Origin of the sequence: Virgibacillus sp. NKC19-3, from assembly GCF_019837165.1 — a bacterium.
Taxonomy (GTDB): domain Bacteria; phylum Bacillota; class Bacilli; order Bacillales; family Amphibacillaceae; genus Virgibacillus_L; species Virgibacillus_L saliphilus.
In genome coordinates this window covers 1,554,546-1,569,179 of the sequence record NZ_JAGYHC010000001.1, presented here as the reverse complement: position 1 = coordinate 1,569,179, position 14,634 = coordinate 1,554,546, and the positions used below count along the sequence as shown (strand labels likewise).

The 14,634-nt window shown below is 38.6% G+C and carries 12 protein-coding genes; 1 reads left to right on the top strand and 11 read right to left on the bottom strand.

Annotated features, from left to right (window positions below):
• Positions 1 to 239: 239 nt before the first annotated feature.
• Positions 240 to 2,423, bottom strand: a complete 2,184-nt coding sequence (locus KFZ56_RS07590) for a malate synthase G (protein WP_222641290.1) — start codon at positions 2,421 to 2,423, stop codon at positions 240 to 242.
• A gap of 157 nt (positions 2,424 to 2,580) precedes the next feature.
• On the opposite strand from KFZ56_RS07590, the gene KFZ56_RS07585 reads away from it, so the two are divergent.
• Positions 2,581 to 3,465, top strand: coding sequence for a LysR substrate-binding domain-containing protein (locus KFZ56_RS07585; protein ID WP_222641288.1), 885 nt, complete (start codon positions 2,581 to 2,583; stop codon positions 3,463 to 3,465).
• A 444-nt stretch (positions 3,466 to 3,909) separates the two neighbouring features.
• Here KFZ56_RS07585 and KFZ56_RS07580 read toward each other — a convergent pair whose 3' ends face one another.
• From KFZ56_RS07580 to KFZ56_RS07535, 10 genes are all read right to left on the bottom strand, one after another.
• Positions 3,910 to 5,145 carry an MFS transporter gene (locus KFZ56_RS07580; RefSeq protein ID WP_222643934.1) on the bottom strand — a complete coding sequence of 412 codons (1,236 nt, stop codon included), beginning with the start codon at positions 5,143 to 5,145 and terminating at the stop codon, positions 3,910 to 3,912.
• Positions 5,146 to 5,199: 54 nt separating this feature from the next.
• Positions 5,200 to 5,940 (bottom strand): nucleoside phosphorylase, encoded by a 741-nt coding sequence (locus KFZ56_RS07575; protein WP_222641286.1) that lies wholly within the window; start codon positions 5,938 to 5,940, stop codon positions 5,200 to 5,202.
• Positions 5,941 to 6,114: 174 nt separating this feature from the next.
• The gene (locus tag KFZ56_RS20025; protein WP_375540668.1) at positions 6,115 to 6,267 is read right to left on the bottom strand and encodes a hypothetical protein; all 153 of its coding nucleotides are present in this window, start codon (positions 6,265 to 6,267) and stop codon (positions 6,115 to 6,117) included.
• Positions 6,268 to 6,535: 268 nt separating this feature from the next.
• Entirely contained in the window at positions 6,536 to 7,990 is a 1,455-nt protein-coding gene (gene allB / locus KFZ56_RS07565) for an allantoinase AllB (protein ID WP_222641283.1), read from the bottom strand.
• A 22-nt stretch (positions 7,991 to 8,012) separates the two neighbouring features.
• Positions 8,013 to 8,954: a dihydroorotate dehydrogenase gene (locus KFZ56_RS07560; RefSeq protein WP_222641282.1), complete on the bottom strand. Its 942-nt coding sequence runs from the start codon at positions 8,952 to 8,954 to the stop codon at positions 8,013 to 8,015.
• Positions 8,954 to 9,739, bottom strand: coding sequence for a dihydroorotate dehydrogenase electron transfer subunit (locus tag KFZ56_RS07555; RefSeq protein WP_222641281.1), 786 nt, complete (start codon positions 9,737 to 9,739; stop codon positions 8,954 to 8,956). The genes KFZ56_RS07560 and KFZ56_RS07555 overlap by 1 nt, the downstream gene beginning before the upstream one ends.
• 12 nt (positions 9,740 to 9,751) lie before the next feature.
• Positions 9,752 to 11,005 carry a M20 family metallo-hydrolase gene (locus KFZ56_RS07550; protein ID WP_222641280.1) on the bottom strand — a complete coding sequence of 418 codons (1,254 nt, stop codon included), beginning with the start codon at positions 11,003 to 11,005 and terminating at the stop codon, positions 9,752 to 9,754.
• A gap of 139 nt (positions 11,006 to 11,144) precedes the next feature.
• Positions 11,145 to 12,737, bottom strand: coding sequence for a PucR family transcriptional regulator (locus tag KFZ56_RS07545; protein ID WP_222641279.1), 1,593 nt, complete (start codon positions 12,735 to 12,737; stop codon positions 11,145 to 11,147).
• A 552-nt stretch (positions 12,738 to 13,289) separates the two neighbouring features.
• Complete coding sequence (manA, locus tag KFZ56_RS07540; RefSeq protein ID WP_222641278.1) at positions 13,290 to 14,246, bottom strand: mannose-6-phosphate isomerase, class I; 957 nt, start codon at positions 14,244 to 14,246, stop codon at positions 13,290 to 13,292.
• 112 nt (positions 14,247 to 14,358) lie between these two features.
• Positions 14,359 to 14,547: a PTS sugar transporter subunit IIA gene (locus tag KFZ56_RS07535; protein ID WP_222641276.1), complete on the bottom strand. Its 189-nt coding sequence runs from the start codon at positions 14,545 to 14,547 to the stop codon at positions 14,359 to 14,361.
• Between the last annotated feature and the right edge of the window lie 87 nt (positions 14,548 to 14,634).

Here is a 14,634-nt window from a genome sequence, read left to right as displayed (position 1 = left end):
TAAAATATAAACCCCACAACGCCACTTTTGAAATCGGTTTCATTGATTCGTTACCATAACTCTTTATGGTGTTTATTTATTATATTAAATCACTGTCCTACACCAAAGTCAACACACTGTTTTAAAAAATCAGAAATATTTACATAGATGTATAGAGCAGTATCAGACTAAAATGCCTTCTAAGCACAACAGTCTTCTACCGCCCTTACAATGGGAAACTATCCTACTATACTACTCTTCTATCTCGATTTTACAGCATAATCTCTTTCTTTTACTTCGAGACGGCGACGGTGCAGAATTGGCTCCGTGTAACCACTTGGCTGCTCTCTCCCCTTAAATACAAGATCACAAGCTGCTTGGAATGCAATCGAGTCATCAAATTCAGGAGCCATTGGACGATAAAATGGATCTCCTGCATTTTGCTCATCAACAATTTTAGCCATTCGCTTCAGCGTATTTAATATTTGCTTCTCTGTACAAATACCATGGTACAACCAATTCGCTATCATTTGACTAGAAATGCGTAATGTTGCTCGGTCTTCCATAAGCGCAACATTGTTAATATCAGGAACTTTAGAACAGCCGACACCTTGCTCAACCCAACGGACTACATAACCAAGCAATGTTTGTGTACTGTTATCAAGTTCCTCCTGTATTGCTTCAGCTGACCAGTTTATATTTCCTGCAACTGGAATTTGCAAAATCTCATCGCGATAATCTTTCACTTCTTTTGCTAGCTCCTCTTGGACTTTTCTTACATCAATTTCATGGTAGTGAAGCGCATGCAGTGTTGCTGCTGTTGGTGATGGAACCCAGGCGGTGTTCCCACCTGCTTGTAAATGACTTCCTTTTTGCTTAAGCATGGCGTCCATCAAATCTGGCATGGCCCACATTCCTTTACCTATTTGCGCTTTTCCTTTTAAACCTGTATCTAAGCCGACGCGTACATTATTTTTCTCATAGCCATTCAGCCAAATAGAGGATTTCATCTCGCCTTTGCGAATCATTGGACCTGCTTCCATTGAGGTATGAATTTCGTCACCTGTTCGGTCTAAGAAGCCTGTATTAATGAAAACAATTCTCTCTTTTACTTCTTTGATACTATTTTTCAAATTTAAACTCGTACGTCGTTCTTCATCCATTAAACCTATTTTAAGTGTATAACGTTTCATATCAAGCATATCTTCTACACGATTAAATAATTCATTCGCGAAAGCAGCTTCTTTTGACCCATGCATTTTCGGTTTAACAATATAAACAGAGCCTTCCTTCGAATTTTGCAATGGACCATTTCCGAGAAGACTATGTTTCGCCATCAGGCTTGTAAAGACACCGTCCATAATACCCTCATGAACTTCTTCGCCGTTTTCATCCAGAATCGCATTGTTTGTCATTAAGTGACCAACATTACGTATAAACATAAGCACTCGGCCGGATAGTATAACTTCTTCGCCGTCCGGACCTATGTAAGTGCGGTCAGAGTTCAGTGTACGTGTCACTTCTTTTCCGCCTTTTGTGAATACAGATGTTAAATCCCCTCTATTAAGACCAAGCCAATTGCGATATACAAGTGTTTTATCCTCAGCATCTACAGCGGCAACAGAATCTTCACAATCCATAATAGAAGAAGTTGCAGACTCTAAGTAAATATCCTTCACACCCGCCTCATCCGTTTTTCCAATCGAGTGATTTGGATCGATTTGAATTTCAAAATGTAATCCATTATTTTTCAGCAAGACAGCACCGGGCTCTTGTGGTTGCCCTTGGTAACCGACAAATTTAGAATCATCTTTAAGTCCCGTTGTTTCACCATTTTTTAGTGTGACTTCTAATTTACCCTTAACGATTGTATATTTTGTTGCTTCTGTATGGGATGAAAAGTTAAGCGGTGCATGTTCATCAAGGAAATGTTTAGCAAAAGCAATGACTTTTTCACCACGCACAGGGTTATAGGAATCTTTTTTCTCGGCTCCTCCTTCTTCACTTACTGCATCCGTTCCATACAATGCATCATAAAGCGAACCCCAGCGTGCATTAGCAGCATTGATTGCATAGCGCGAATTGTCAACCGGTACAACAAGCTGTGGTCCAGCTTGACGTGTAATGACATCATCAACATCCTCTGTCGTTATGTTAAAATCGTCAACACGCGGCTCCAAATAGCCTATACGCTCCAAGAATACTTTGTATGAATCAAAGTCAAATACCTTATTTTCTTTATGCCAAGCATCAATTTGGTTTTGGATTTCCTCACGTTCTACTAATAATGCTTTATTTTTTGGTGTTAAATCAGCAACAAGCTTCCCTAAGTCCGTCCAAAATTTCTCGCTGTCAAGACCTGTATCTGGCAACGCTTCCATATTCACGAAATCATAAAGTTCCTTTGCCACCTGAAGATTGCCCACTTTTACGTAATCCACCATTCATCATACCTCCACTTCCGTTTTTCTACTCTTCATTTTATTACAACGTAGCGTAGAAACAAAAATACATTTTTTGCATGATCGTTATTCCTTTTAGCTATACCTTGTAGTATAATGAAGCATAATTACACGTTATTGTCTGGAGAGGATGCCTATCATGGACATAAGACAGATAGAATATTTTGCAGAAGTTGCGAAACAGTTGAACTTTACAAGAGCAGCATCCATCCTTCATATTTCCCAGCCATCATTAAGCAAGACAATTAAAAACCTGGAGTCCGAACTCAGTGCTCCGCTTTTTTATAGAGGGGCTAATCAATTAGAGCTAACTGATGCTGGTCAAGCCCTTCTCGTTAATGCCAAACAGGTTCTGCACGCGTTTGAGAACTTAACATCTGAAATCAATGATGTCATTGATTTGAAAAAAGGGGAAATTAAAATTGGAATTCCCCCGATTATCGGTGCTGCATTTTTTTCCAAATTAATCAGTCAATACAAAGAAGCCCATCCTTCCATTGAATTGCTCTTAACGGAAGTTGGTAGTAACAAAATCAAACATGGTGTTGACGAAGGAACGCTTGACATTGGATTAGTATGTAATATCCCCATTCAAAAAGGAAACTTTGAAACCGTTAAACTATTAAAGGACCCCCTAATGCTTATTGTACAGAAAGACAATCCTTTAGCGAAGAAAAGATCCATTGACTTTTCTCATATCAGAAAAGAAGCATTTATTTTATATCGGAATGATTTTTCCCTGCATGATAGTATTATTGAAGCTTGCGAAAAACAAGGTTTTTATCCAAATATCGTCTGTGAAAGCTCACAAAAAGATTTCATGATTGAAATGGTTGAAGCAAAGTTAGGTGTTGCTTTATTACCAAGTAAAATTTGTAACCAGATTAACAATGAAAAAATTATCGCCATTCCTTTTAACAGACCTATCGTTAATTTGGAGTTAGGCATGGTCTGGAGAAAGAACACGTACTTACCGTTCGCTGTACGTGAATTTATTGCTATGTCAAAATCGTTTACGATTTAAAATAGTACATATGATATATTGAATAAGGTAAGAAACAAAGCATAGAAAAAAGAGAATAAGGAAAATAGATCGTTTTTTAACGCACTTAAATAAGCCTTCTCTTTTTAAATTTTTTATAATAAACCCATGCCCGTTTTGGTTGGATATTTTCTTGAGCTGTTTCCCAATACGCAAATACAGAATAAGAGACTAAATCAGATTCCCACAAATAGATTGGTACATATAATAGATAATTGCAGCAGTTAGCGTATTAAGTTTATATTAATGGTTTATAATACACGAGAACATACCCTTTGTGATCTGTTTTTGTACACAAAAACTGTTGCACAATCGATTATCGAATTGTGCAACAGCTTCTCCCATGTCCCTATGTTATACGTGGGGCTTAATCTGGAATTATATACAAATCATAATAGTAAATGTACCTGAGCAATTTTGTTTATCCTACTCTACTTTTACAGCCTTCCTTTTTCCTTTTAATGGGACATCGCGTAGTGTCAAAATAACGATCAATGAAATAATATATATAATCGATAAAAATGACATTGCTGCAGTGATACTAAACTTGTCTAAGAAGAAACCAATAGCTATTGGAGACAATCCGCCAACTGCTCTTCCAGTATTAAAAATAACATTATTGGCAGTACTTCTAACATTAGTTGGATAAAAGCTACTAATTAATGCACCATATCCCGCGTTCATACCATTAGCGAAAAATCCTACAACCACCCCACCAATTAATATTGTTACAGCACTATCCGCATACACATAAATAAACACGGAAACAGCTGATGCAATTAGAAAGATACTATAAGACCATTTTGCCCCAAACCGATCTAATATTTGACCAAATAGTAACATACCCAAGCACATGCCTATAATGGTACTAATCATCCACAAAGAAGAATTAGATACGCTAAGTCCTATTTGCTCTTGCAAAATAGATGGTAGCCAGTTCATTAAACCAAAATATCCCGCAACTTGCACACTAGACATAATTGTTAATGCAATGGTAACATACGTTGTTTTGGGTGAATTAAACAGCAAAGATAAAGTAGCTTTTTCTTTCTTTTCTTTTGTTTGTCGATTTGCTTTCTTCCAGTCCTCCGTTTCATCTAAATTTCTTCTGACATAATAAGCTAGAAATACCGGTAAAATACCAATAATGAATAAGGCTCTCCACCCTCCTAAAGGAATAATGATTGCTGCTGCTACAGCGGCTAGAATCGACCCGACCTGACCGCCAACGGTTACCCAGGAGGTCATTCTCCCCCGTTTTTCTTTTGGAAAAGCCTCCGCTACTAAAGCCATTCCTATTCCAAATTCTCCACCTCCACCGACACCAGCGAGAAAACGAAAAATATAAATCATATATATGTTCGTTGAAAACGCCATTAATGCCGTAGCAATGGCAAATAAAAAAATAGTGTAAGTGAACACACGAATCCGGCCAAATTTATCCGCAAGAATTCCAAAACCAATTCCTCCAAGGAGCATTCCAATATTAGTAACGGAAGAGATAGCCCCGCCTGCGGCAGATGAAATGTTAAATTCTGCGATTATACTGGTTAACACAAACGAAAGAAACATTATATCCATGCCTTCTAATCCTAATCCAAGCATAGATGAGCCAAGTACTTTCTTTTTATACCCGTCTTCTTGCTGATTGACTTTATGCATATTATTCACATTCTTCCCTCTTCTCAAGTAAAATTTAGATAGTTTTGGTACGACTTAATGTATACAAGCATTGAGAATAGCTTTAGCTGCTTTTGCATGAAGAACTTTATAATTGTCATCTGATACCCATTGATCATTGAATCGATTGACATGAATAACTAGACAGTTTGCAGCAGGAATTTGGTATAAAGCTGCCAAAAGGTATAAAACAGCAGTTTCCATCTCAAAGTTGGTAATATGTCTGTCCTGCCAATAATTCATAAAGGATGAGTCAGGTTTCGGCCCATTCGTAATAGCATGATCACGTCCTTGACCAAGATAGTAACTTTGTGTTGTCATCCCAATGCCCGTATGAACATGAAAACCAACACTTGTGACATTAGATTTAATCTTTTGTAAGAGATCAAAATCTGCAACCGCAGGATATACATCACTGACATATTCAGATAATACGCCATGATTACGTGCCATCGCGTGATTCAGCATAATATCCCCCGGAGCTAAATCCTTTCTCCAAGTACCACACCCCCCTAAGCGCACCAGTTTCTTTGCACCACTTTGAATCAGCTCAATAACAGCGATCTCTGTAGACCCCAATCCTATTCCGGTAGAACAGATCGAAACATTTTTACCTTTCCATGTACCTGCGACCAAAATAAATTCGCGATTTTTTAAAAGAAGTCTTGTATTTTCCCAGCTATTTGAAATAAGTTCCACGCGGCCCGGATCACCTACTAATAAAGTTACCTCGCCTAAATCGGCTGGACTGATTGACTTCAAATGTATATTTTCCATAACTATAAACTCCTTCACATCAATACTTTATCAAAGTAAACCATTTTATTTACGAAAATGATGATAACAAAAATAAGGGAAACAACTAAGTATTTTAACACTAAATATAGTGAAGGTGACGGGCAACCCACTACTGATGTGTTAAAAGCTCATTCCCAGCAATACTCAGCGTGGTTATCTCACGCGGGGCCAAAATGATATCCAATTCTTCTTACAAACTTCTTTGATAGTTAGCCCTGTTTCAGTTACCTGCTTGACTACTTTTACAGCCGTTTCGTACCCCAAATGGAAATTCAATGCAGGGATTATGCTACAGCTTTTCTCCACATAAGCATAATGGACGATCCAGGCTGCTTCACTGGGAGATTAATTTCCCGAAGACCAGTAATCGAACTGACAATAGCTCTTCCACTCGTTTCTTACAACATCTCTGTATGTATATTGGCGAGTGTTGCTGCTTTTTTACCTCTGCAAGCGCGAAAATCAACTCTTTATGAACAGGGATTTCGGTGATAGGAAAATTTTCAAGCGCACAGACTGAACTAACCCAATGTATGGTTGTTTACCCATGCGTACAAATTAAATCTATATGCTTTTAGGTCATGTAATACATCGGGGGATGACATAGCCCAGGTTCCACCGACGTTGTACTTTTACTAACCGGTTTCGTCCATTGACCCTGATGATCGTTAACGATTTGGCCCTCTTTCATAATGGTTTTGCCACGAACAATGGTTGCGAGCGGTTTCCCCTTTCCCTGAAAGCCATCAAAAGCGGTAACTTTACTTTTACTATGCAATTGCTCTCTTTTTATTTCAAACGGCTGCTTTAGATCGACAATCGTGATATCTGCATCTGAACCAATCTCCAAAGAACCTTTTCTTGGATAAAGGTCAAATTGTTTAGCCGGGTTCGTAGATAGCAATGCAACCAATTGCTGGATTGTGATTTTCCCTTCATTTACCGCGTTCAGCATTAATGGTACGGTCGTTTCCACACCGCACATGCCGGCTGGGATTGACCATAAATCACCATCTTTTTCTTCTTCCGTATGTGGCGCATGATCAGAGCAAACAATCGAAATGGTACCATCTTCAATACTCTCCCAAAGTTTATCCTGATCCTTTTTGTATTTCACCGGCGGATAAACCTTCATCATCGGACCAATAGCTTTGTAGTCATCCGTATTCAAAAAGAGAAAGTGAGGACAAGTCTCTGCAGTTATATTATCTCCCTTTTCTTGCGCGCTTCTAACTGCATCTACTCCCGCTGCAGAAGTAATATGAAGTACATGTAGTCGTGCTCCTGTATGTTTGGAAAAAGCAATTCCAGTTTGAATCGTTGTCAGTTCAGCAAGACCCGGTCTTCCTTCAACAAGAGCCTCATAATCTTTACCCCCCTCATTTTGTACTTCATTTGTCAACTGGTGGATTAATTCATTATTTTCTGCATGAATTGCTAAAACTTTGCCCGTCTTGGAAACCTCTCTGAATATTTTATAGACCTCACCATCATCAAGAGGAGGAATAATATCTTTCATTTCCGAACTATAATTATAAACCAATTCATACGTATCTCGTTTTATAGCATATCCCCAGAAAAATTTAAAACCTATCACCCCCGATTCGTCAAGTGACTGAATACTATCTAAATTTAAGTTCCCTAAACAAATTCCCCAAACACCAAAATCAACGTTCGCTTTTTTTGATAGATTATCAACTTGATTCTCAAAATTTTCCACGTTATTGATAGGTGGATTTGTATTCGGCATCTCAAATACAAGTGTGATTCCACCAGCAGCTGCTGCTAAGGTAGAGTGGTAAAAGTCCTCCTTATGCGTGGATCCTGGATCTCTCGAATGAACGTGCGTGTCCATTAATCCAGGCAATACGTAACAGCCATTGGCATCTGTCGTTTCGTCTGCTTCCCCTGGTAATTCCTCGGACGTAACGGCTGCAACTTTTCCATCCTTTATATAAATATTTCCGTCATAACAATCATCTGCCGTTGTAATTTTTCCATTTTTAATGATATGATCCCATTCTACCATCCGTAATCCCTCTTTCTTTTACTTAGATATAATCCTTTTCCCATTGATTACGGACCATAACTCCGCCGATTAATTTATCAATATGATACAATTGGTGTTCTTCCATATAGGTTTGAATGCCCTGTATGATATCAATCATAGCTGTTGGGGATACAAAGTTTGCCGTTCCTACTTGCACTGCTGAAGCACCAGCCAGCATCATTTCAATTGCATCATTAGCTGTCATGACTCCACCGCAGCCAATAATGGGGAGCCGCGATACTTCATGGACCTGATATATTTGTCTAACAATGATGGGTTTAATGGCTGGACCTGATAATCCACCCATAACGTTGCCGATTTTAGGTCGTCGGGAATGAATATCAATCGCCATGGCTAAAGGGGTATTGGCCACGACCAACGAATCGGCTCCAGCCCTTTCCGCAGCTAAAGCAATTGATTGAATATCCGTAACATTTGGCGTTAGTTTAACAAGAATTGGTTTATCTGTAGTCTCTCGTACTCTATCAACCAATTGATAGGTGATAGCGTCACTCATTCCAAACGCCTGACCATTATTTTTTAAATTCGGACACGATATATTTAATTCCAAGGCAACCACGCTTGGGACCGATGCAATGATATTGGACATCTCGACAAATTCATCAATGGATTCGGCAGAAATACTGGATATAAGTGGTGCACAGTACTGCTCGTAATAAGGAATGGTTTCTTGTAAATAATGATCAATTCCTTTACTTTGAATACCTATTGAGTTAATCATCCCGCCCTGGGTTTCACACGCCCGTGGATTTCTGTTACCTCTTTGGGGATATTTTGTAATACTTTTCGGTACCAGTGCACCAAGGAGATTAAAATCAATAAGCTTATCCATCCCCTCTCCGAAAGCTCCTGAAGCAGGCATAACAGGATTTGCTATTGTCATTCCACCAATATCTACGGCCATCTTCAATCCCTTTTTCATTATTCAAACACCACCTCTTCAAGCGGGAAAACCGGTCCGTCTTCACAAGATTTAACGGTTTGTGTTACACCATGCCTTTTTACGTCACATACACACGAGTAACAAACTCCCATTCCACACGCCATGTATTCCTCTAAAGCAACCTGACCAGTGATTCCATTTCCTTTTGACATTTTCTGCAGTAGCATCGATAGCCTTCTTGATCCACATGTGTACGCCGCATGAATAGGATATGTCTCCATTAAATCACGAATCATTTCACGTACATGTTCCACATCACTTGTTCCATCTTCTTCTGTCACACAGTAAACGTTTGTACAATATTTTTCCATTGTCTTCGTGGCTAATAGATCATCCTGCTTTCGGGCGCTTAAAATGGCATATATTTCAATGTTCATTCGAGCGGCTTTTTGAGCAAGTGCAGCAAGAGTAGCAATGCCGACACCCCTTGCTAAGAGCAATACCTTATTACAGTCTTTTGACATGGTGAAAGGAACTCCTGCGGGGCCAAGCAAGTTGATTTTTTCACCTGGTTTATACCTGGCTAGTTGCCTCGTTCCCGGACCGTCAACCTTATAAAGAAACTCGAGTGTATCCTCATTGATCAAGTAAATACTGAATGGTCTTCTTAATAAAGGATAATAGGTCTCGTGATTCGTAGGTTTGATATTAAAGAATTGACCTGGTTCAATGCGTTCTTCCACAACAGACGAATCTACTATCATATGCCAATAACGGTCACTTACTTGGCGGTTGGACAATACTGTCAAATGATAATCTTTCATGATATACCCCCACTATTTTGAAATTGCCTCAGCCTTCTTTGGTACGGCCCATTTTAATACTTCCTTTTCCAACACGTCACAACCGATTCCAATGGCTTCAAATGAGGCAAATTCATCTTTGTGATGGCTTAAACCATCCCTGCAAGGAATAAAAATCAATCCCGTTGGACAAAGTTTTGCCATATGCATCGCATCATGTCCCGCCCCACTCGGCATTTTCCTATATGAAACACCTAATTGTTCACATGTTTGCGAAATGGAGGAAGTAACTTCCTGTTCTAATAATATAGGCTTATCATTCGTAAGTAATTCGGAATGTACCAATAGTTCTCTTTTACTTTCTACATACTTAATCGTGTCCTTTATATGTTTCATCACCGTTTGTTTTGAAGCCATGTTAATGCTGCGAATATCAATTTTCATCTCCGCTTGTTCCGGAACAACATTCATGACACCGGGAGCAACAGTACAATCTCCTACAGTTGCAACCGTCCCTTTCTGCGCCTCGATCATTGCCGCTTGTTCGACGGCTAAACCGATTTCGGAAGCACCTAAAAATGCATCCTTTCGTAAATTCATCGGTGTTGTGCCGGAATGTGATGCTTTACCTTGCACCGTTACTTTTAAGCGAGTTGGTGCTGCAATTCCCGTTGCAACCCCAATATCCAATTGCTCCCTCTCTAATACAGGCCCCTGCTCAATATGAACTTCAAAAAATGCTTTGATCGTTTCGTTTTCTCTACATGCGTCTCCAGCTTGACTTAAATTTAGTCCTACCTGTGAAAAGGCATCTTTTAAACTTATATCACATTTATCTTTTACGTTTTGGACATTATGCTGTTCTAACTTTCCAGCCATGCATTTACTTCCAATTGTGGACACCCCAAACCTTGATGACTCCTCAGCAGTAAAACAAATGATCTCAACCGGATGCTTGGTTTGTATCTGTTGTTCGTTTAGACGACGAATTAATTCAATTGCAGTAACAACGCCAACAGTCCCGTCGTACTCACCTCCATTAATAACCGTATCAAGATGTGAACCAGTCGAAACAGGGGGTAATGTTGGATCTATTCCTTCTCTACGTGCAATCATATTACCTGCATAATCCATTCGCACACTTAAATTCTCACCTTCGCATATTTCTTTAAAAATTTCTTTTGCTTTGCGTTCATTTTCCGTATATGCCAACCGATTGATGCCGTCTTCTGTGTAACCTATCTTATTAAATTGCTTTAGTGTTTGTTCAATCCGACGAATACTCATCATGTATCTCCCCAACAGTTTTCATAAATATCCTTTTGTTGTTTCACTTGATGCTAACTCTATTATATGAAAACGTTTCAAAAAATTCTTTGTCTTTTTATACATGATTTTAATTATTCTATTGTCTATATGGACAATTCTATATCGACAATTCATTTATTTTTAATCCAAGGTATAACATCATTTTTCCATCTGTATCATGCAAAGAGTATCCCGTTATAGACGCGATTTTTCGAATTCTATATTTCAATGTATTCACATGAATAAATAAGAAGTGAGCTGTTTCTTTGAGATTTTCATTGTGTTTAAAATAAGCCTCCAAAGTTTCCAGGAGTTTTAAATGATGTGATTCATCATATGCGATCAATTTCCCTACCGTTTTACTAAAAAATTCTGTTAGCTCTTTACTTCCAATCATTTCTCCAAGCAGACGGTATACACCCAAATCTTCATAAAAAGTGATTGTATTAGAGCGGATTAAATAACTTCCTAATTTAAGCGCATGCTCTGCCTGAATAAAACTTTCTCGTAGTCCTGTTATTCCTGCGTGAGTTAGTCCAACACCCATGCGAGATACAAATTGACGCTCAACATAAGCATTTAAATAATTGCATAATGCATTGCATTGTTCCTTCCACGCTGTTTTCGTGCTATCATGTACGGGAAAGATGATGCAAATATAATCACGAATGTTGCCTATAATAGCATCAGGCCACTGCTGTCGGATCATGTAGTCAACCCTGCTTATTTTCGTCGCGTCTACATTCTTGTTTTTATGTTCCTTATGCCCCGTCGTTATTAGCATACAGGTATACATTGTGTCATTGTCAAATTGATATTTCTTCCCCTTTTCAATGAGATCCTGGAAATTCATGGAGTTATTGAACAGCAATTCCTGAATGAAATCATTTTTATACTGTTGCTCTACATCATGTTTTACTTTAAGTCTTAAAAATTCAAGGGATAAAAAGACGGAAGCTTGTTCTAGTATCGATATGTCCAATTGTAAGTTTTCCATTCTATACCCCCAGCTCGTGACACACCCATACATCACACCATCTAACAAGATAGGTGCAACAATACACGGAAATTCTTCCCCATTACATTTACGTTTGAAGCGAATAGGATGTTTGATTAGTTCCAGCTCTCTCATCTCTTCTTCCGTTATAGATGTGATTTCAACATTTAGATTTGGGAGATTTATAAAAGGTAACCAACTTTCTAGCGTAACAGTCCTTTTAGTAAGGAATTCTAATGCCTCAATAAAATCATTCACTTTTCCACCATTGATGGAAACTTCCCTAAGAATTTTGTGTGCTTGTTCCATATCGTCCTGAAGTAAGGCTTTATCATTAAAAATGGCACTCATAACGGGAGATAGTATATCCAGATAACTCACTTTTTCAGGTATTTCAATGATCGGAAGACCAAACTTTTCTGCTTCTTCCAGTATGAATGCAGGAATTTCACCTAAATAATGATATGGTTTAATGGCTAGAGCTGAGGTATTAATAGCAGAAAGTTGCTGTATGAACCGTCGTTGATCAGATGGCTCATTTTTAGCAAAAAAACTGGTGATCAATAGTTCTTTCCCTTTCAACCAACGTGTAACGTCGGGAACTTCCATAATCGTTACATTATTAATGTTCTTCGATAAACCTTCTCCTCCTACTAAAATACGGCATTCTTTTAAACCACCTATTTTCATGGCATTTTCTAATGTTATTCCCATTAATTTCACCCCATGTTTAATATTTCTCTCTACTTTATAACGATTTAATTTATATCCTAAAAAAAGCAGCTAACGGTGATTATAATTTATTGGCTTAGCTGCTTATTTTTAAATATAATGATACGCATATCATATAGTATTATGTTTTAATAGACAATAATCAGATTTTTAATTTGTTTATATCAACAATTTTTTTCTATATTAATAAGGATGCCTAACTTTCCAGCAGACATCCTTTTCCTATAGTCTTTAACCTTAATCCCAATAACAATATTTATGGAAGCAGCACGAAATTATTCGATACCCATCGAATAATTAGGCTTCGTAAGGCTTTTATAATCAATATAATCAACCAGTTACCAGTTGATAAGTGAATTCAGTTGTTATAGCATGAATATTCAGTTTGGATACAACGCTTAGTTCATCGAAAAGACAGCTCTGTTTTACCACAATCACATCATAATCATGCACATTTATACAGCCGCGTCCCCTTATTTTCCTCGATAAACAACAGCCGGCTTAGGGCCTTCGACTGTTGTCCTACAATATTCATTAAACCCACGACACCACAAACGCCGCCTCGCCTGAAAGCTCGTATTTACCAATTCCATGGGGCATGATAAAATTCGTACCTTTCTCCATTTCAAACCGTTTTCCGTCTACGGTAAGGATAGCATTTCCTTGAATCACACTAACTTGCAAAAAATCAGTTGTCATTGTCTGTTCTACGTATCCCGTCAGCACCCATTTACTCACACCAAAATAGTCGTTTTCCACGAGTTTCGTTTTCGTCAAATCGCCAGAAACTGTTTCTTCCTGATTCAACTGGGGATTCTGATGCGGAACGGATGTCACCGCTACAGCCTTTTCAAGGTGTAACTCCCGTTTATTACCATCTCTATCCGTCCGATCGTAGTCATAAACACGGTAGGTCGTATCGGAGCTCTGTTGTGTTTCCAGGATGACAATACCGCCACCAATGGCATGAATAGTGCCACTTGGCACATAAATAAAATCACCAGGTTGCACCTTCACACGCCTCAAAAGCTGGTCCCATTCCCCATCAGACATCAGCTTCTCCATATGTTGCTTCGTTTCAGCGTGATGTCCCAGAATGAGTTCCGAACCAGGCTCTGCGTCCAGTACATACCAGCATTCACTTTTCCCATATGGAACGCCCTCTACATCACGAGCAAAGGCATCATCTGGATGTACCTGTACCGACAGATCATCATTCGCATCCAATATTTTGACGAGTAGCGGATATGCTTCCTCCCTATCTACTGATTTATTGAAAAGTTCACCATGAGCGTCCCAGGCTTCCGCTAATGTTTTCCCCTTTAATGGGCCATTTTCAATCACGCTTGATCCGTTTGGATGCGCCGAAATCACCCAGGCCTCCCCCGTTCGCTCTGATGGAATGTCATAATGATAAACTGTTTTTAATTTATTGCCTCCCCAGATCTTTTCTTGAAAAATGGGCTGTAAAAAAATTGGTTCGTTATACATGGATACCTCTCCTGTTCTAATTCTGCATTCGAATATATCTGTCTTCATTATAGCAAAAAAATCACTTATGTACCGTGCTATCATATACTTGTCATAAATAAGGGAAGTTACATCATGGATAGAAACAGGCTCCTAAACTGGCTCCATCTAGTTCCTTATTGAATTGTACCAAGTAATTTATTGCTTCCGCTCTTGTTCCAGTGTTTAGCAATTGCTCCCGAAATGAGTCATCCATCAACTTACGTGACAGGATTTGCAGGATTCTCAGATAATCATCGTCCGCTCTTTCTTTTAGTATCACATTTAAATCGTTCCTAACCTTCCTTTCTGAGCATCATTTCTTTTGATAGTTCTTGGATATAGAAAAAACACCCAAATCTGTTAACAT